13 protein-coding genes and 1 pseudogene are annotated in these 19,227 nt (G+C 39.6%); 8 read left to right on the top strand and 6 right to left on the bottom strand.

Annotated elements, in window-relative coordinates:
- Nucleotides 1-70: 70 nt before the first annotated feature.
- A pseudogene (locus A6E04_RS04235) lies at nucleotides 71-830 on the bottom strand (5'-nucleotidase C-terminal domain-containing protein); the annotation flags it as partial.
- Between the two features lie 282 nt (nucleotides 831-1,112).
- On the bottom strand, nucleotides 1,113-1,754 hold the full coding sequence (locus A6E04_RS04230) for a thiopurine S-methyltransferase (RefSeq protein ID WP_065610082.1): 642 nt from the start codon (nucleotides 1,752-1,754) through the stop codon (nucleotides 1,113-1,115).
- Nucleotides 1,755-2,010: 256 nt separating this feature from the next.
- On the opposite strand from A6E04_RS04230, the gene A6E04_RS04225 reads away from it, so the two are divergent.
- Together A6E04_RS04225 and A6E04_RS04220 are read left to right on the top strand one after the other, a co-directional pair.
- The gene (locus A6E04_RS04225) at nucleotides 2,011-3,381 is read left to right on the top strand and encodes an L-cystine transporter (RefSeq protein WP_065610080.1); all 1,371 of its coding nucleotides are present in this window, start codon (nucleotides 2,011-2,013) and stop codon (nucleotides 3,379-3,381) included.
- A gap of 172 nt (nucleotides 3,382-3,553) precedes the next feature.
- Complete coding sequence (locus A6E04_RS04220; protein WP_065610078.1) at nucleotides 3,554-5,572, top strand: methyl-accepting chemotaxis protein; 2,019 nt, start codon at nucleotides 3,554-3,556, stop codon at nucleotides 5,570-5,572.
- Nucleotides 5,573-5,905: 333 nt separating this feature from the next.
- Here A6E04_RS04220 and A6E04_RS04215 read toward each other — a convergent pair whose 3' ends face one another.
- Together A6E04_RS04215 and A6E04_RS04210 are read right to left on the bottom strand one after the other, a co-directional pair.
- On the bottom strand, nucleotides 5,906-6,436 hold the full coding sequence (locus A6E04_RS04215) for a 3'-5' exonuclease (RefSeq protein WP_023603466.1): 531 nt from the start codon (nucleotides 6,434-6,436) through the stop codon (nucleotides 5,906-5,908).
- A 92-nt stretch (nucleotides 6,437-6,528) separates the two neighbouring features.
- The gene (locus tag A6E04_RS04210) at nucleotides 6,529-8,046 is read right to left on the bottom strand and encodes a sensor domain-containing diguanylate cyclase (protein ID WP_026025519.1); all 1,518 of its coding nucleotides are present in this window, start codon (nucleotides 8,044-8,046) and stop codon (nucleotides 6,529-6,531) included.
- Between the two features lie 250 nt (nucleotides 8,047-8,296).
- On the opposite strand from A6E04_RS04210, the gene A6E04_RS04205 reads away from it, so the two are divergent.
- From A6E04_RS04205 to A6E04_RS04190, 4 genes are all read left to right on the top strand, one after another.
- Nucleotides 8,297-8,929, top strand: a complete 633-nt coding sequence (locus A6E04_RS04205) for a DUF2760 domain-containing protein (protein ID WP_065610076.1) — start codon at nucleotides 8,297-8,299, stop codon at nucleotides 8,927-8,929.
- Nucleotides 8,929-10,749 (top strand): Hsp70 family protein, encoded by a 1,821-nt coding sequence (locus tag A6E04_RS04200; RefSeq protein WP_012550405.1) that lies wholly within the window; start codon nucleotides 8,929-8,931, stop codon nucleotides 10,747-10,749. Before A6E04_RS04205 ends, A6E04_RS04200 begins: the two co-directional genes overlap by 1 nt.
- Nucleotides 10,750-10,887: 138 nt before the next feature.
- Nucleotides 10,888-13,704: an Hsp70 family protein gene (locus A6E04_RS04195; RefSeq protein ID WP_065610074.1), complete on the top strand. Its 2,817-nt coding sequence runs from the start codon at nucleotides 10,888-10,890 to the stop codon at nucleotides 13,702-13,704.
- A 119-nt stretch (nucleotides 13,705-13,823) separates the two neighbouring features.
- On the top strand, nucleotides 13,824-14,126 hold the full coding sequence (locus tag A6E04_RS04190; RefSeq protein WP_012550407.1) for a hypothetical protein: 303 nt from the start codon (nucleotides 13,824-13,826) through the stop codon (nucleotides 14,124-14,126).
- Between the two features lie 63 nt (nucleotides 14,127-14,189).
- Here the strand turns inward: A6E04_RS04190 and A6E04_RS04185 are convergent, their stop codons facing one another.
- Nucleotides 14,190-14,663, bottom strand: coding sequence for a DUF2947 domain-containing protein (locus A6E04_RS04185; RefSeq protein ID WP_012550408.1), 474 nt, complete (start codon nucleotides 14,661-14,663; stop codon nucleotides 14,190-14,192).
- A gap of 195 nt (nucleotides 14,664-14,858) precedes the next feature.
- Between A6E04_RS04185 and A6E04_RS04180 the strand changes: the two genes are divergently transcribed.
- On the top strand, nucleotides 14,859-16,010 hold the full coding sequence (locus tag A6E04_RS04180; RefSeq protein ID WP_012550409.1) for a DUF1887 family protein: 1,152 nt from the start codon (nucleotides 14,859-14,861) through the stop codon (nucleotides 16,008-16,010).
- Between the two features lie 152 nt (nucleotides 16,011-16,162).
- On the opposite strand, the gene udp is transcribed toward A6E04_RS04180, so the two are convergent.
- Nucleotides 16,163-16,921, bottom strand: a complete 759-nt coding sequence (gene udp, locus A6E04_RS04175; protein WP_012550410.1) for a uridine phosphorylase — start codon at nucleotides 16,919-16,921, stop codon at nucleotides 16,163-16,165.
- Between the two features lie 368 nt (nucleotides 16,922-17,289).
- Between udp and A6E04_RS04170 the strand changes: the two genes are divergently transcribed.
- On the top strand, nucleotides 17,290-19,227 hold a 1,938-nt coding region (locus A6E04_RS04170; RefSeq protein ID WP_244886242.1), incomplete at its 3' end, for a VCBS domain-containing protein.

Genomic DNA, 19,227 nt, shown 5'->3' with positions numbered 1-19,227 from the left:
GTTGACTAATTAGTTTATTTAATAGGCAAAGGTGACCTTTATCGATCACCTTTATGGGAGGAAGGTTGGATTAATTCAATGCGTTAGCTATTATCTGATCACGTTGAATACGTGCTTTTTCTGATTCTGTCGTTACTATTTTAAACTCTTTTTCTAACTGAGATAAATAAACCGCTAATTCTTCTTCATTTTGGAACATTTTGTCTTTAACATTAATTGATGCCACATTGGTATAACGACCATCACTACTTTTAGGTACGCTAATTTCACCACTGTTGATCAAATTTTTTATGATTTCACGCTCTTTTTCATATCCCTCAAGACCACTTAATGCCCAACGGTTCATTGGTTTACCTTCGTATTTACCATTTTTCACTTCACTTAGATAACGAATGGTTAAATTACGGATAGTTCCTTCATCTTCGCCAAACTCTTCTTCAGTATCAAATAATACAGGGAAAGAACGTCCTTCAAGCACACCGCCGACTTTGGTTAAATGTCCCATACGGTAGCTGTTCATTCCTATGCGAATAGGCGTTGTGTCTGTTATGGGTTTTCCATCAGCAAAGTGAAGGTCTGTAATACGTGATCCTGCAGATTTAGTGAGATCAATGGTATACGTTACGCCTGCAAAAAAATCATTGGTAGAATATTTAGATGAACGGCGATCAAGATTGAAGCTGTAAGTCACATCCCCTTCTTTTACGCTATTAAAGTAACCAGCTGACCACTCCATATATGCTTTCAAGTCTTTGCCGGTCATCTTATAAACTGTAATTTCTCCGCCTGCCTGCATATTGATAGTTATACGCGATGTCTTTGGCTTTCAATGCCACTTAGAGTTTTTAACTGATAACCTCACGGATCTCATTCATTACAGTACGAATGATGTTTCGAATTTGGAGCTTCATCAGTTCATTCAAAACCCAGCAGAAATAGTGAGCACAGCGACAGACAATATGAATCATTTATTAAAAGACTTTCTTAATAACATAATAAATGAATACTGCTTATCGAAAAAATAAACGTTAAATTATATTAAAAATACTTATTAAAAAAGCCGTCAAATTAATCATCTGACGGCTTTTTATTGTTCAAGAGTTTTTCGTTTTCTAACTCTTAATCAACCACACTTCTTCTGCAAAGCGAGTTAATCCTTTTTTAATTCTAGGATGCTCAGCATCTGCTTCATCACGTTGTAATTTTGTGATGCTCATACCTGAAAACAACGAACGTACTTCATCCTCTGGTACTGAGAAAGGAGGCCCTGACATTTCATTTTGGTCATAATCTAATGTCACTAACAAGATACGCCCTCCCTCTTTTAAACGAGAACGTAATACTTGCACGTATTCAGATCGCATCTCTTTAGGCAACGCCACTAAGGCTGCACGATCATAAATTAGATCGGTCGCCTCAATGGGTGCAGTAAAATAATCGCCAGCAAAAATAGTAAATTCGTCAAAATCATACAGCTCAAGCGTACTACTTAATGTCGTCACCGTAGGTGTGTATAAACGCTCTGCAAAAAATGCACGTACTGCAATTTGGCTTAACTCAACACCAGAAACTGAATTGTGTCTCTCTGCAAGCCAATCTAGATCCATTGATTTGCCACATAATGGTACAAACACTGTTTGTTCACCAGTGGGATTTAAGGCTTTCCAAAACTCCGACAAGACGGGATTGGTATCTGGTAAATGAAAACCAATGACGTTACTCGCCCATTTTTTTTGCCAAAATTCTTGATCCATTTGTTTTCCTTTTTGATAACTTTTTATTATTTAGAAAGGGTAACTCATCCCCTCCTTCTGTTCTATAGATTCTCTATTTCAGGGAGCTTATTGACTTAAATATAACCTAATAAATGATTCATATTCCATTTGGTTATATAGAATAACTTTTTCTAATTATCATACTGAGTAGCTTATCGTTACTATGATTTTAAATATAAAGAGCTTGTGTCAAATCGACAAAATAACGAGCACATAAATAAACAGGAAAAGCAGTATGTCATTAGCCGTTATCATCAATTTGATCGTCTTTATCGGTCTTATCTTTTTTCTTAATACGCAACAGCGTAAAGAATACACCTTATCCCGTCTTGTGCTTATTGGCTTAATTGCGGGTAGCGGTTATGGGTTAGCACTTCAACTTATTCATGGTGAAGGCAGTGCCGTCATTAAGACCACGCTTGATTGGGTGAATGTTGTTGGCAGCGGTTATGTTGGCTTACTAAAAATGGTTATCATGCCATTAGTATTAGTCTCTATGTTTTCTGCGGTAGTGAAACTGGATAAATCAGGCTCTTTAGGTAAGATCAGTGGCGTCACGATTGGCGTACTTCTATTTACCACTATGATTTCTGCCCTTATCGGTATCGGGGTAACTCAAGCCTTTGGTTTAACAGCGGCAGGCTTAACAGAAGGCGTTCGTGAAACCGCTCGCGTTGCCGTATTAGAATCTCGCATTAGCAGCGTCAGTGATTTAACCATCCCTCAAATGTTAGTTAGTTTTATTCCTACCAATCCTTTTGCCGATTTAACTGGCACTCGCTCAACCTCTATTATTGCCGTCGTCATTTTTGCAATTTTAGCGGGTATTGCTGCGCGTAAAGTCAGCCAAGAAAAAGAAGAACTCGCCGGACCAATCAATACGTTTGTTGAAGTTGCACAATCAATAGTCATGCGTTTAGTTAAAATGATCATGGCACTAACGCCTTACGGTATTTTAGCGTTATTAACTAAAGTCGTCGCAACATCAAACGCTGCAGATATTTTAAACTTACTTGGCTTTATCGTGGCATCTTATGTCGCGATCTTATTGATGTTTGCAGTACACGGTTTATTGGTTTCTTTTGTTGGCGTAAACCCAATTGATTACTTCAAGAAAATTTGGCCTGTATTAACATTTGCATTCAGCTCTCGCAGCTCAGCGGCAACGATTCCATTGAATGTACAAGCTCAAATTACTAAGCTGCGCGTCCCACCTGCGATTGCAAATTTATCAGCTACGTTTGGTGCGACGATTGGCCAAAATGGGTGTGCAGGTATCTACCCTGCAATGCTAGCGGTAATGGTTGCGCCAACAATGGGTATTCCAATTGACGCTCACTTTATTCTTTCTCTGGTTGCGATTATTACTGTCAGTTCATTTGGTATTGCTGGTGTCGGCGGCGGTGCAACATTTGCGGCATTAATCGTTCTTCCTGCTATGGGCTTACCTGTAACCATCGCCGCACTGCTTATTTCAATTGAGCCTCTTATTGATATGGCTCGTACTGCACTTAACGTCAGTGGCGCGATGACAGCCGGAACCATCACAAGCCGAGTACTTGGTGAAAAAAGTACCGATGAACAAGTAGAAAGCGCGCAAGTGTAATTCTAAATAGCCCTATTCATTTTCAATAGGAAGCCTGCGGGCTTCCTATTTTTTTGCTTAAAAAAAATAACCTTTCATGACATAAAAGTGACATATGGATGTAACACCGTTGTCATTTGATCCATTTAGCATCTACCACTTAGTCACTCATTATTATTTGTGTAGGTTATAGATGATATTTAAACAACGACGTTCTATTTCTCTGATCCAAGCGTTTACCGCACTTCTTACTGGCATCGTACTTTGTTTAATTTTTCTTTCTTTAATTAGCAGTAGAGGTATCGACCGGGTTGGTGAGCAATTTACAGAATTAAGCACTCACACTTTCCCCCTCGCACTCACTAACGCCCAACTAACAAAGAATGTCCTGCAACAAGTAAAGCTTATGAATGAAGGGCTACAAGCAAATAAAATCGAGACATTAGAGTATGTTCAAAACTCCATTGAAGAACGCATCAAACAAGCAAATATCAATCTAGATTCATTAAGTCTACATAAAAATACAGTCACGAGAAAACAACACCATCAGCTAAAACAATATTTAGTGCAACTAACCTCTCAATCGTCACAGATCTTAACCATTCAAAAAGAAACGCTTACTATTAATGACGCCATCGACCATTCATTACAGGGATTACGTTATGGATTAAGCTCTATTGGCCCTGAAATGAATCGTATTAGTCAGTTTTTGATTTCAAACAATAGTGACGCTGACGATGCGGCCAATCGATTTGTAGCAAGTGCAATGGCATTAGAAACCACATTTTTGATGTTAATGGCAGAAGAAAAAACGGCCGAAGCGAAACGCTTATATAAAGAAATTTATAACCGTATTTCTGCTTTAGAGTTGGCGTTTGATGATCTTTCTCAGTGGTATCCTGATATTAATAGTTACATGAGTTTAATGGCCCCATTAGACATTGTTTTCAATGAGCTAAAAAGCGATCACTCGATTCCTCATTTTATTCTTACTAAGCTGTCTTTAATCGAACAACAAAACGAATTGATCAATACTGCCTCCACAACGTCACTGTCTATTATTCATGTGCTTGACGCTATTTCTCTTTCGGCTGAAACTAAAATCACACAAGATTCGCAGTGGGTTGTTCAGGCTATCACCGAGTTCAAACACATCATTGTCGTCATTAGCGTCATTCTCATTATTACGGTATGGATTAGTGCATTTTTGATCCGACGTTGGACAACAAAAGGCCTCAACAATATCATCACTCATTTAAAACAGCTGTCTGAGCACAATTATCAACATTCAATTCCCGAACTTGGCCCTAAAGAAATGCAGCTCATTGCAGGTAAGCTGAATAAAGTCATCAACTCCACCACTGATTCCGTGAAAAATATGTCCCGTAATTGTGATGTACTCTATCAAACCTCGGAAATAACAAAAGAGGTATCAAACGAAATTGAGCAAGGATTAACGCAACAAAATGACTCATTAGGGGCAATGGCCTCTATTGTTACTCAACTAGAATCCTCAATTAACGACATTGCTCAATTAACCCAAGAATCACATAGCGAAACCAGTAACGCGACACAAGCTGCAAATCTTGGGTTAACTGTTTTACATACAAACAACGAACGCTTAACGCACCTTAATGATGCCTTGTCAAAAAATGTTAATGCCATGAATACTCTTGATGTTCAAGTAGATAAAATTCGTTCAATGGTCAGTGTTATTGCGAATCTTGCTGAAAATACAAATTTACTGGCTCTAAATGCCGCAATAGAAGCAGCGCGAGCAGGTGAACAAGGCAGAGGCTTTGCTGTTGTTGCGGATGAAGTAAGAAAATTAGCAGGAAACACATCAGAGCAAACGAATAATATTAGAAATACGATGCAATCTCTTCTCGCTGCGGCAGAAGAAGCAAAATCAGCGGTGTTAATCAGTCAATCAGAAATGACACTTGCTTTAGAATCGAGCATGGATGTCAGTACTACCTTCGAACAAATCTCCACCACCATCAATCATATTAGCGATCGTGTCTCGCAAGTCTCTGTAGCAACGGAAGAACAAGCTTACGCAGCAACCGAGGTAACCAATAATATCAACCACATTAACGAGCAAGGTAAAACGATTGAATTACAGTTAAGTGCCTTTGTCGAATCAACAGAAGAAGTGGCAAATATTGCCTCCCAACAGCAACAATTATTGGATAATTATCGACTGAATTAAGGCAGAACAAATAGGGAAACTGATGGGATGTATACCGTAATAAATCGCATTAGTTATTCTAATCTTAAAATACAATTTATCTTGCTTTTATAACCCGTATTTTTATTTATAATGCGCGCAACTCAAGAGGTTGACTCTTAAATTATCACTCATTATTAACTCATTCCACGGTGTCGCTATGACTAAGAATATCATAACTAAAATCGCAACAGCTTATCAGCGCTCATTTGTTGAACTATACAAACGTGATAATAAATAACGCTTTAAAATTAAACGAAAAAAGGAGATAATCAGCTCCTTTTTTGTTATCTAAACATTTTAACCTTTTGGTTATTATAGTATTTTCAAGGCTAATTGAGCTAAATTATACGCATCAACATAACCTGAATGCTGTCGCCCTTCCCATTCGATATGAAGCTCTTCCATTGCTCTGCGTTGACCCATACGATCATTTTTCTTACGCGATTTAATACGATAAAGAGTCGCTAGATTAATAAATTCAACAAATGGAAATTCAATACCTTTCGCTTCACACTCAGATTTTAAAATCAGTTCATCATGACCCCAAGCAGCATAAATTTTATTTGTGCCACCGAAGTTTTTAATCATTGATTTCAAAACACCTTCTAAAGGTCTGCCTTGTTTCTCAATTTTACGCGGAGTGATCCCCGTAAGTTCAACACAAAAAAGTGAAATTTCATCTTCGTCAGGCTTTACATAATATTGAGCGCGTCTAACCACTTCGCCTGTCTGCAGATCAATTTCAGCCAAACCGACTTCAATGATTTCTCCTGTTCTGCCTTTGCCATTCTCATTCCAACAGCACATTTCTAAATCAAAACAGACAATACGATTAAAGTTCATGGTGTTCCTTTGGTGACTCAACATTTAGTAGATGGGTATTCTACTAAATCAAAAGCGCTTACGCGAGACTCTGCTATTCGTTTGATGAAAAATCAGCCACGAATAGTTACTTGGTTTCTGCCTCTGTCTTTACTATCGTACAACGCTTGGTCTGCCAATTTAAGTAAAACCTCTTTCGGTTCACCTCTCCAGAGTACGGCACCTAAACTGATGGTTTGTTCGATAATAAGATCAGGGATGATGGTTGGCGATTCTTCGATAACCTGATGAATTTTCTTCGCCACATGCGATAATTGCTGAAGATCGCCTATTTCAAGCAGAACAGCAAACTCGTCGCCACCCAACCGTATTATTGGCGTAGCTTCTCCTAAAAGATCAGAAACAAGATAAGTAATATGAAGCAAAACCTCATCCCCTTCCGGATGCCCATAGGTATCATTAATGTCTTTAAAGTTATCGATATCAAAGCAGATCAATGCAAATGGTTTGTCTTCTTCAATAAATCGATTCACTACTTTTGTCATTGAACGACGATTCAATAACCCCGTAAGATCATCATGCATTGCCATGTAATGCAATTCTTCCGTCCGAGCTTCTAGTAATTTCTCAATACGTTTTTTATCTCGAGTAACCATAAAAGTAATGACGGCAATCAAATTAGATAAAATAAGAGCCCCAATAAACATCCATAATAAACTCAGTTGTTGGCTATCACTTAAATCGTTCTTACTTTTGTACTCAACATGCCAAATTCTATTTTCAATATTTATAGAGTTGGTAATACGTAAGCCATTAAAGTCATCCCATTGTGGGCTTTCAAACATGATAGGGTCATCCTCTGCATCAAACCCAGTATCGATAATTTTTACGACTAAAGATTCTCCAAGCAATGTGGATTCGACCAACTTATCAAAATAGCTTGTGACTCTAAGCACCCCAACCATAATGCCTTTCAGTGCTTTTTTGTCCGCAGTAAATACCGGATGATAGACTAACAAGCCCGTTTTGGGTGTGCTTTTATCTAAACCGTCTTGTAAAAGGCGAACTTTATCCGAAATGCTTGGGCGGCCCGCGTTAATTGATTCATCAACCACTCGTTGAAAGCGTTCTTGTGCTGAATAAAAACCTAATAGTGCTATATTTTTCTTATCTCTTGGATAAATATCTGTCGCAACATAAATCGGTTCATGATTTTTAAATACGTAATCGTACGTTTTAGGCTTATCTTGAGGTACGGTATAAATAGAAAAAGACGGAAAGATTTTTTTAACTTCTTTACTGTGCTTCTCAATGTCCTTTTCTTCTACTTTTTGCATCCACTGAAGGGAAATTAAACTTTGTGAGCGAGAGAGTAATGAATTAGCAAATAAGGGGAATTGTTGCCAGTCTTGTTTGGAGCCCGCCTGATAGAAGTTTGCGCCCGCGCCAATAAAATCGATGTCTTTTTCTATTAATAAAGTAAGTAAGGTTGATTCACGTTCCGCTTCTTTGCTAAAAAGCTGACGATTGCTTTCTAAATTTGAATTATATACAAAATGCATACATAACAAGCTTAAAGTCAGTGCCAGCATAAAACTGGTTATTATATGAATAGAACTATTCTTAAACACTCTTCAACCTCTAAATTCAGTAAGCCGTCATATTCTAATCAAAAATACCAAATAGAGAAACAAAATCATTCTCTGATAAAAGCCTTGTCTCAAAACCATTTAAATATGTTTAAAATACCATCAAACGGCATCAGTTCTTCTCTTTGAACTCGGTTCTTTTTCTATCTTATCCCTTGAATATGCTACTATTGACCACAACTTAGTTAGAAACGTTCGGTGCTTCGCACCCTATAAATATAGAGAAAGAATTATGAATTTTGACTTAAATGCCATTCCTTCTACCTTTGATCTAGGCCACATTGTCCTGTTTGGTACATCGGCATTATTTGCGTTGTTGTATGCAACGAAAAAAGGCAAAAACGTAGAAGTTGAAAAAATTGTTGAAATTGAAAAAGTGATTGAAGTAGAAAAACCAGTTGAGAAAATTATTGAAATCGAAAAAATCATTGAAGTAGAAAAGATCATTGAGAAAATTGTCGAAGTAGAACCAAAAGTAAAAACAACGACACCAGAATCTGCTCTGCAATTATTATCTCTTCTGCAAAAAGAAGCGCGTTTCATTGACTTTATGCAAGAAGATCTTAAAGGCTTTGCTGATGCAGAAGTCGGCGCTGCTGCTCGTGTTATTCACGAAGGTGGCCAAAAAGTATTGTCTGAATATTTCACTCTCGTTCCTATTCGTACTGAAGAAGAAGAATCTCGTTTATCAATTCCTGTTGGCTTTAATCCATCAGAAATTCGCCTAACAGGAAATGTGGTTGGTGAAGCACCATTTAACGGCACATTAATCCACAAAGGCTGGAAAGTGGCAGAAATAAAACTGCCTAAACTCGCTGACGGTTATGATGTAACAATTGTTGCTCCAGCAGAGGTAGAACTGTAATGGAACAAGCTAAATTCAGTATTGGTATCGATTTAGGTACAACTCACTGTGTGCTTTCTTATGTTGATTTACACGATGAAGGCGCAAGTGTTCAAGTCATGCCAATTCCACAATTGACAGCGCCAGGTCAAGTAGAAGAAAAAGCACAACTGCCTTCATTTATGTATCAGGCGCATGACGCAGAATTGCTTGAAGGCGATACAAGCCTTCCTTGGACAACAAAGCCAAATGCAATCGTTGGTAATATTGCTCGTAACCTTGGTAGCAAAACCCCTATTCGTTTAATCGCCAGTGCAAAAAGTTGGTTATGTCATGCCGGTGTGAATCGTCGTGACGCTTTCTTGCCATTAAACAGCCCAGAAGAAGTGATCAAAGCGTCACCTCTTGAAGTCACTAAACGTTATTTAGAGCATCTTCAAAATGCGTGGGATTACCAAAACCCTGAGCACCCTCTAAATGAACAAGACATTACGCTTACGGTTCCTGCATCGTTTGACCCTGCTGCTCGTGATTTAACAGCAGAAGCAGCAAACAATCTTGGTTTCCGTAATCTTACGTTATTAGAAGAGCCGCAAGCCGCAGTCTATAGTTGGATTAAGAACAACGGTGAATCATGGCGTGAACAAGTATCGATCGGCGATGTTATCCTTGTGGTCGATATTGGCGGCGGTACAACCGATTTATCTTTAGTTGCCGTAACTGAAGAAGAAGGTAATTTGAGCCTAAACCGTGTTGCGGTAGGTGACCACATTCTTCTTGGTGGTGACAATATGGATTTGGCTCTGGCTTATCGTCTAAAGATGAAGCTAGCGCAAGAAGGTAAGCAACTTCAACCCTGGCAAATTCAAGTCATGACACATGCGTGTCGTGATGCAAAAGAAGCCCTTCTTAACGATTCAGAGTTACGCTCAGTGCCAATTGTGGTTCCTAGCCGTGGGTCTAAATTATTAGGTAGTACACTTCAAACAGAACTGACTCAAGAAGAAGTTCAACAAACATTGGTTGAGGGTTTCTTCCCTGTCGTTCCTGTTACTGAACATCCTGTGCAATCTGCGCGTGGCGCATTAACTCAAATGGGTCTGCCTTACGCTCAAGATGCTGCTGTCACTCGCCACCTTGCAAGCTTTTTAACTCGTCAACAAGCGGCAACGGATGATGTATTTGGTCAGCAAAATGAATCTGACTTTATTAAGCCAACTGCAATACTTCTTAACGGTGGGGTTTTAAAATCAAACCTGCTTGCAGAACGCTTGTTGGGCATTATTAATGATTGGCTAATTGATGCAGAAGCTGAGGACGCAAAACTACTTGAAGGGTTAGACCTTGACTTAGCGGTTGCTTCTGGCGCATCTTATTATGGCTCGGTTCGTACAGGTAAAGGCGTTCGTATCCGTGGTGGTATCGCATCAAGCTATTATGTTGGAATTGAAAGTTCTATGCCTGCAATTCCAGGAATGGAACCACCAATGGAAGCATTATGTGTTGCCCCATTTGGTATGGAAGAAGGTTCTAACGCTGATGTTCCTAGCCAACAATTTGGTTTGGTTATAGGGCAGCCTGTACAATTCAAATTCTATGGGTCAACGACTCGTCGAGATGATCAAGCAGGCACTCACCTTGATTTCTGGATGCCAGAAGAACTAGACGAATTGCCCGCAATTCAAGTCACGCTACCGGTCACAGAAGGTCGCTCTGCGGGTGAAGTGGTTCCTGTTCGTCTTGCGTCAAAAGTGACTGAACTTGGTACTTTGTATCTTGAAGCCATTGCCATTGATAGTGGTGAAAAATGGCATGTTGAGTTTAATGTTCGTGAAGCGTAATTCTATTATTCTTCATTAATACGTTACTTAAGAGTTCAGTCACCATTATGGGGGCTGAACTCTTTTACTATATGCTCTTTGTTTCTTTATCGCTGTCGCCTTTTATTTCACAGTCATGCTAATCATATTGGAGTTTTTATGAGTTCGTCTAATCGCTATTTAATTGGTATTGACCTTGGTACAACCCATACCGTTGTTGCTTATACCGATATCTCTCTTGGTATAGAAACCAGCCCGATTAACATCTTCAATATTGATCAATTAATTGGGCCTGGTGAGGTCGCTCGTAAACCGCTCCTCCCTTCATTTCGTTATCATGCCTCAAACAGTCAAGTCAGTGATAATGATCTAACACTGCCTTGGAATGTAAAAGCGCTTGATGGTGAAATAAAAAATGCGATTATTGGTGAATGGGCGCGTGAGTTAGGTTCGAAAGTCGAAGGCCGTCAAGTTGTAAGTGCCAAGAGTTGGCTATCACATACTAAAGTTGATCGCACTTCTGATATCCTACCTTGGGCTGGAGCAGAAGACGTTGAAAAAATCTCTCCTATTGTTGCCAGTGCGAGCTATTTAAATCACGTTCGCCAATCTTGGAATTACCATAATCCAGACGCACCAATGGAATTACAAGAAGTGGTGGTAACTGTTCCCGCCTCTTTTGATGAAAGTGCCCGTTCATTTACTATTCAAGCCGCAAAACTCGCAGGTCTTGATAAAGTCATTCTCTTAGAAGAGCCACAAGCGGTATGTTATGACTGGTATCACCATCATCAAGATACAGCAAAAGATATCCTGAAAAACGTACCATTAATGGTGGTGTGCGATGTTGGTGGCGGAACCACAGACTTAAGTTTGATCCAAGCGCGGTTCGATAAAGATGAATTATCACTTGATCGCATCGGTGTCGGTGATCACCTTATGCTTGGTGGTGACAACATCGATCTCGCATTAGCGCATTTAGCGGAGCAACGTTTAGAGAGTGGCAAAAAAATGACTGCTGCTGCCTTAACGAAACTTATTCAGCAGACTCGAAAAACCAAAGAACGCTTATTGTCAGCTAACGCTCCAGAATCAGGTCATATTACTCTTCTCGGATCGGGTTCTAAATTATTAGGTGGTAGCCGTAAGGTTGAATTAAGCAAACAAGAAGTTCATGACATCGCACTGGATGGTTTTTTACCATTAACCGATTTTAATGACCGCCCAAATCAACGTCAGGCGGCAGTAGTTGAATTTGGTCTGCCTTACGCATCCGATCCTGCTATTAGTAAACATCTTGCACAGTTTTTAGATAATCACAAAGAAGTGTCGGCGAAAGCATTAGGTTGGAATGATTCAGATTTGGCAAACCACCAAGATCGAGCAATCCCTGTCGGCTTATTATTAAATGGCGGAGTATTTAACAGCCCTCTTCTTGCTAATCGTTCAGTTGAATTGTTGAACACCTGGAAAGGTGACAGTGTAACTCAACTATCTAATCCTCATCCAGATTTAGCGGTAGCTTATGGTGCCGTGGCTTATGGTAAAGCTCGTCATGGTGCACAGCTTAAAATTGGTGGTGGCTCCGCTCGTTCGTTCTATTTACAGTTAGAAGAAAAAAACAAGCAACCTCATGGTTTATGTTTATTAGCAAAAGGCAGTGAAGAAGCCGAAGAAATTCGTATGACGAGTCGTCGTTTCTCTCTTACTTTAGGCGAGCCCGTTCGTTTTAACTTGTTATCGACCACCAAAGACCAACTTGCTACTTCTGGTATGATCACGGAATTAGCCGATTCAAGCTTTGTAAGTCTACCACCTTATGTCGTTACACTTGAATCCAGCAAACAAAAAGAGACGCTGCATGCGAATCAAAAAGATCGCGTTGAAGTGACCTTGGCTTGTCAATTTACTGAAGTGGGAACCATCAAAATTGAATGTGTTTCTGTAGAAGACGATTCACAACGTTGGTTAGTTGAATTTGAAGTAAGAAATCAAGCTTCAAATAAAAGTCATCATCTAGCAGAACAAATTGCCCTTCCTCCTCGTTTACCTAATGCCATCGCAAACATTAAAGAAGCGTATGGCGGCAGTAAACAAAATCCGAATGCAATTAAAGCATTTTCTAAAAATATTGAAAAACTGATTGGTAAACGAGAGTCATGGGATCTAATCACCTCTCGCGAATTAGCGGCCGCTTTATTAGACAGTAAAAAACGTCGTCGCCGCTCAGATAAACACGAACAGAATTGGCTAAAGATGACGGGGTTTACGCTGCGTCCGGGCTTTGGTTACCCTGCGGATGAATGGAAAATTGGCCAAGCGTGGGAAACCTATCAACAAGGGATTCAGTTTGAATCTAAGCAGTCTTGGAATGATTGGTGGACGTTCTGGCGTCGAATTTCGGGTGGATTAAATCAAGAACAACAAGAAACTATTTTGGGTGACATTGCTAAATACTTACACCCGGGTTCTCTGCGCAACCCAAAAACATTAGAAGATGCGACCAATAAAAGTTACGAAGCGATGGTTCGATTAGCCGCCGCTCTTGAGCATTTAGATGTCGAAGATAAAACATTACTGTCTACATGGATGCTGGGGCATGCCAAAAATGGCAATCAAGCTCAAGTTCATTGGTGGGCGTTAGGACGTATTTGCTCTCGCTCCCCTTTCTATGGCAGCCAACATAATTTGATCCCTGCGAATCAAGTCACTCAATGGCTTCCTACTTTATTGGAACAAGATTGGAAAGCTCAACCAATGGCAGGGTTTGCAGCCGTCATGATGGCTCGATTAACAGGCGACAGAACACTCGACGTATCCGATGAATTACGCGAAAGCATCATCGATAAATTGAAAAAAAGTCGCTCTCCACAGAGTTGGATTGATTTGGTTTCAAGCCAACAAGCACTAACCGATGCGGATTCTAAACGCCTCTTTGGTGATGCACTTCCTGCTGGTCTTCGCTTATTAAACTAGCAAAAAACAGATGACATATTAATCAATTTTGTCAAAAAGCTGTCAGGTTGCTGTTTTTACCTTCAAAAATAGAATGAAATGCGTATACTAGCGTTATCACAATTTGAAGGTAAACCTTTATGGCATATAGCGCTTTTTTAGCTATTGCTGTGTTACTTTATTTTGTTGGTTGGTTTCGCTTCGGCACTCGAGAGTTACGCAAAGCAGCTAAACGGATCGGTGATATTGTCACGGTTCCCCAAGAGCTAATTGTTGAATGGATTATGTATAACAAGCAGATAATGGATATCAATGAGTTTCAACGTTTTATCATCCATTTAAATAAAGCAAGCATAGACGACTTAAAAACTGAATTAGATCGTTTTTCTCACTATCTCGAAATCCATGCTCCTGAGCATGTCTCTTCTATCAGTTACACATAAAAGATAAAGGCCCGCTATCATTTAACGGGCCTTTATTGTATCTAACCAATCTAAAATTACGGTTTAGCCGCGAGAGCCTAACTTAACTTTACCTTTTGAGTTAAACCATAATGCTTGTGATTTTTTCTTACCGATCAGCATCGGTAAATCATCATAGAATAAAAAATTCTTCCACGTTTTTTTAAACGTTCCCCATGATGTTTCAATCAAATTGTATTTTTCATAACAGAAATACACTGTCACATCATCAGACCAATCGATAAATTCGAGTACTTCATCAGGAAGTGATTCATTATCACTGTCCCAACGGTGTTGCCAATCAATTTCATTAACCCACGAGGTTTTCTTCATCGGCCATTCTTTTGAGTCAAAATGGTCTGCTGTTGGGCTATTCGCACTAATAAAATTATTCCAAACCTGAGCCGATTCCGCTTGAGTAAACGGTTTGATCAATGGAAGCAGTTCATCATTAACAGGCATCGATTGATGAGTGAATATCCACTTGCGATTATATTCATCTAACGGTAAATAACTCATAAATTCATTCTATAATTACATACATTGACTCTATTCTATCGTCTTTCTTACTTAAGCCCAAATAAGAATATTTCATAATAGGTTGATTTTTATCATCCCCCCCCTCATAACTGTTGTATCAAATAGAAAAAATGAATTACACATGCCTTCTTATTACCATTATATGTGTAGTTATTACATTACAAGGATTATTAAATGATCACTCATGTTGGCATTATGGATCAAGACCCTGTCCGTCTTGTGACTCCACTTCTCGACCTTTCTGTAAAAGGCGAACATATGATTTTCATTGGGGATGAAAATCAAAAAGACATGTTCGTTCGTTTAGAATCTATTCTTCAATACAAAGGCATTAGCTCTGAGTTTTACGAAATCCCTAATATCGTAGATACTCATCTCATCAAGCAATCTCTACAAGCGCTTGCGGCCGATATTAAAGATAGATACAGCGAAGTAAAACTGAACGCAAGCTGTGGCCTTCGTCACCGTCTTCTTTCTGCTTATGAAGTTTTTCGTTCATACCATTGGCCTATTTTTGTGGTTGAACCTTTCAGTGACAAACTATGCTGGGTTTATCCTGATGGTCGCAAACAAAAACACGTTGCTGATAATATTCGATTAAGTGATTATCTTGCTATTTTTGGTGCTCGTTGTGAGTTCTCTGAAACAGAGCTTCCTGAAAGCATGGATAAGCGTCTGCGTGAATTATGTCAACGCTGGGCAAGTAACGCCCTTGAATTGGGCCCAGGTCTTGCGACGCTAAACTATTTAGCAACAACCTGTCGAAAAGAACAACGTTTAGATGTAGAAGTTACGGAGAAACAACAAAGCTACAAAGAGCTTAATATGTTGCTAACTGATCTTGTTGAAACAGGATTAGCTACCTACGAAAACGGCACATTAACTTTTGATTGTGAAGAAGCTCGACGTTTAGCGAATGGAGAATGGTTAGAAATTCTTGTTCATAATACCGTCGTCGATATTCAACAATATTTACCGACGCTTCAAGATCACTCATTGAATGTACAAGTTCACCGTGAAATTGGCACAAAAGACGTTCGTAATGAACTTGATGTGGTTAGTATCGTGAATAACAAGCTGCATATCATTGAATGTAAGACCAAAGGCATGCGTGATGATGGCGATGATACGCTTTATAAATTAGAGTCATTACGTGACCTTCTTGGCGGCTTACAAGCACGAGCAATGTTAGTTAGTTTCCGACCTTTACGTAATAATGACATTATGCGAGCACAAGATTTAGGCTTAGCGATCATTGGTCCTGATGAATTAGGCGATCTTAAAAAGCATCTCTTAAACTGGTTCTTAGCCGCTGGCGGTCATTAACCTCTTTGTAATTAATGACCCGATAATAAAAAAGACCGATTAACTGATCTTTTTTATTATCGGGACTTTAAATTGCATCAATATATAGCGATAAAAATGCCGCTTATTCGTTAAGAATCAGCGGCATTTTTTATATCTATTTGCTTCTGTAATTATAGAAGATTACGAGCCGCTTCAATCACAACTTTAATTGAACGAGCTTCTGTTTCTTTTAATGTCACGTGATCAGGTGTTTCTTTTTGAGTACGGTTAATAATAACGCCAGCAACACAACCAGCCCGTAAACCAGAGCTTGCACACATAGTTAATAGCGTTGCAGATTCCATCTCAAAGTTTAACACGCCCATGTCTTGCCATTCTTGCATAGACCCTTGGAAACGCTTAACAACACGACCAGAGAACGTATCATAACGCTCTTGACCTGGATAGAATGTATCACTTGATGCAGTAACACCGGTATGTACTGTCGCACCTTGGTCAACAACCGCTTTACGCATTGCTGTTGCAACATCAAAATCAGCAACGGCTGGGAATTCCATTGGAGCAAAATGCAAGCTCGCACCATCTAAACGAACTGAACCTGTCGTTACAATCATATCACCTACATTTACATGCGGTTGGATTGCACCAGTAGTACCAACACGTAAGAAGGTACGCACACCCAATTGAGCTAACTCTTCAACAGCAATAGACGTTGATGGACCACCGATACCAGTAGAACAAACAACAATTTTTTTGCCTTCTAATTCTGCTAGGTACACAGTGTATTCACGGTGACTTGCTAAAAACTTAGGATTTTCCATTTGTTCTGCGATTTTCTGAACACGTGCTGGATCACCTGGAATGATAGCCATTTCTGCGCCTTGAAGATCGTCTTTGGTAACACCTAAATGGAATACTGCTGCTGTCATGGTTAACTCCTTGCGATTGTAGGGTCGCGTTGATTAAATAGTTATATTTGATTCGATGAAGTTACTTTACCCAAACGGTTAAAGCATTAGTGTGATTAAGATCCCGAAAGGAATGATGATAGATTACACTCTTGCACGGAAAACCGATTGGCATCACAGAAATAGAGACCTTTGGTTAACTTATACTCAAGATTAACGCGACTTACATGACCTTACAATCATTTCAAATTCAATCGATATAATTGATGACGGCTATTTTTATTAAAATGGAAGTCCACTTTTAAATAATTATGAGCCTTAATATTGGCTTTTTAGCCTTTCATATCCTTAACTTATAATAAGTTACATATTATGCATTGAGGTCATGGATGAATAAGCAGTCAGATAAAACAAACTCAAATAATAAAACTAAATCATTTTCAGATTCGGGAAAAGAAAAATCACCGATTAAAAATAAAAAAAATAAAAGCCAACGTTATTTAGCTAGAAGGATCTCTCTCTATCCTCAATTGATGCTAATTTTGCCAAGTTTTTCTTTTTCTAAAACATTTACACCAGAAGAATTCCTCGAAGAAAAATACTCAAATATAGAAAGCGGTACATTAGAAGAGTCAAATCCTCATCATAATGAATCACTCATTTCACCTTTAGATCCTATTGTCGAAAACAAAATGAGCAATATTCAACCTAATCCAGATGATACGAATGAGCACACACCAATAGTAACTCCAAGCGCACGAAGTAGTTCCCATTTAGCTTCGCACGCAATAACTCCCATTGGAATCCTTCCTACGCCAGTGCAAAACCATACAATTAACCAAGCTCCTGCTATGTTGGTCACACACCCTACGACATTAAGCACCCCTCCACCACAACACTCACAGCAGCAAGCTGTTATTTCAGGAAAAGACTCTGCGACAACAACCGAAGATGTGACAACTCATGTTTCCGGAAAGCTGACAATAATAGACTTTGATCGTGGTGAGGCACATTTTTCAAATACTGATATTATCGGCACACTCGGTACGCTTCACCTTACTGACAATGGCGCATGGACGTACGATTTAAACAACACTAACCCAACAGTTCAAGCGTTAGGTAAAGGCTCGACAGCAACCGATACCATCACCGTTCATTCTGCCGATGGCACGCCGCATCAAATAACAATCACGGTTAATGGCACTAATGACAAAGCAGTGATTGGGGGCTCAAATACTGGCGCAGTGACGGAAGAATCTCAACTTCATACCTCAGGTACGTTGACTGTAACTGACATAGATACTGGCGAAGCGCACTTCTCAAGCACAGATATTATCGGCTCACTAGGCACGTTACATCTAACTGATTCAGGTGCGTGGACATACGATTTAGATAACACCAACCCAACCGTTCAAGCATTAGGTAAAGGCTCCACTGCTACCGATTCCATCACCGTTCATTCAGCCGATGGCACGCCTCATCAAGTAACAATTACGGTTAATGGCACTAACGATAATGCTGTCATATCAGGATCAAATACCGGCGCGGTGACTGAAGAATCACAACTTCAAACCTCAGGCACTCTGACTGTGACTGATGTTGATACCGGTGAAGCGCACTTCTCCAATACCAACATTGTTGGGACTTTAGGTACTCTCCACCTAACAGATAATGGCGCGTGGACTTACGATTTAGACAACACTAACCCAACCGTTCAAGCGTTAGGTAAAGGCGCGACAGCAACCGATACCATCACCGTTCATTCAGCCGATGGCACACCTCATCAAGTAACAATTACGGTTAATGGCACTAACGATAAAGCGGTAATTGGTGGCTCAAATACTAGTGCGGTGACAGAAGAAACACAACTTCATACCTCAGGTACACTGACTGTTACGGATGTCGATACCGGTGAAGCGCACTTCTCCAATACCAACATTGTTGGGACTTTAGGTACTCTCCACCTAACAAATAATGGTAATTGGACATACGATCTAGATAATACTAACCCAACCGTTCAAGCGTTAGGTAAAGGCGCGACAGCAACCGATACCATCACCGTGCATTCGGTCGATAGTACTCCTCATCAAATTACTATTACCGTTAATGGCACTAATGACGCTGCTGTAATATCAGGATCAAATACCGGCGCGGTGACCGAAGAATCACAACTTCAAGCTTCAGGAACACTGACTGTTACGGATGTCGATACCGGTGAAGCGCACTTTTCTAATACCAACATTGTTGGGACTTTAGGTACTCTCCACCTAACAGATAATGGTAATTGGACATACGATCTAGATAATACTAACCCAACCGTTCAAGCG

The organism is Aliivibrio logei (genome assembly GCF_001691055.1).
In the GTDB taxonomy this organism is placed as follows: Bacteria; Pseudomonadota; Gammaproteobacteria; order Enterobacterales; family Vibrionaceae; genus Aliivibrio; species Aliivibrio salmonicida.
This window is presented reverse-complemented; position numbering and strand designations above follow the sequence as displayed.

Bases quoted from the DNA above. Each gene is read 5' to 3' on its own strand.
- A6E04_RS04190 (WP_012550407.1), top strand. From the start codon at position 13,824: ATGGCATATAGCGCTTTTTTAGCTATTGCTGTGTTACTTTATTTTGTT.
- A6E04_RS04230 (WP_065610082.1), bottom strand. From the start codon at position 1,754: ATGGATCAAGAATTTTGGCAAAAAAAATGGGCGAGTAACGTCATTGGT.
- A6E04_RS04180 (WP_012550409.1), top strand. From the start codon at position 14,859: ATGATCACTCATGTTGGCATTATGGATCAAGACCCTGTCCGTCTTGTG.
- A6E04_RS04215 (WP_023603466.1), bottom strand. From the start codon at position 6,436: ATGAACTTTAATCGTATTGTCTGTTTTGATTTAGAAATGTGCTGTTGG.
- A6E04_RS04205 (WP_065610076.1), top strand. From the start codon at position 8,297: ATGAATTTTGACTTAAATGCCATTCCTTCTACCTTTGATCTAGGCCAC.
- A6E04_RS04195 (WP_065610074.1), top strand. From the start codon at position 10,888: ATGAGTTCGTCTAATCGCTATTTAATTGGTATTGACCTTGGTACAACC.
- A6E04_RS04225 (WP_065610080.1), top strand. From the start codon at position 2,011: ATGTCATTAGCCGTTATCATCAATTTGATCGTCTTTATCGGTCTTATC.
- A6E04_RS04200 (WP_012550405.1), top strand. From the start codon at position 8,929: ATGGAACAAGCTAAATTCAGTATTGGTATCGATTTAGGTACAACTCAC.
- A6E04_RS04185 (WP_012550408.1), bottom strand. From the start codon at position 14,663: ATGAGTTATTTACCGTTAGATGAATATAATCGCAAGTGGATATTCACT.
- udp (WP_012550410.1), bottom strand. From the start codon at position 16,921: ATGACAGCAGCAGTATTCCATTTAGGTGTTACCAAAGACGATCTTCAA.
- A6E04_RS04220 (WP_065610078.1), top strand. From the start codon at position 3,554: ATGATATTTAAACAACGACGTTCTATTTCTCTGATCCAAGCGTTTACC.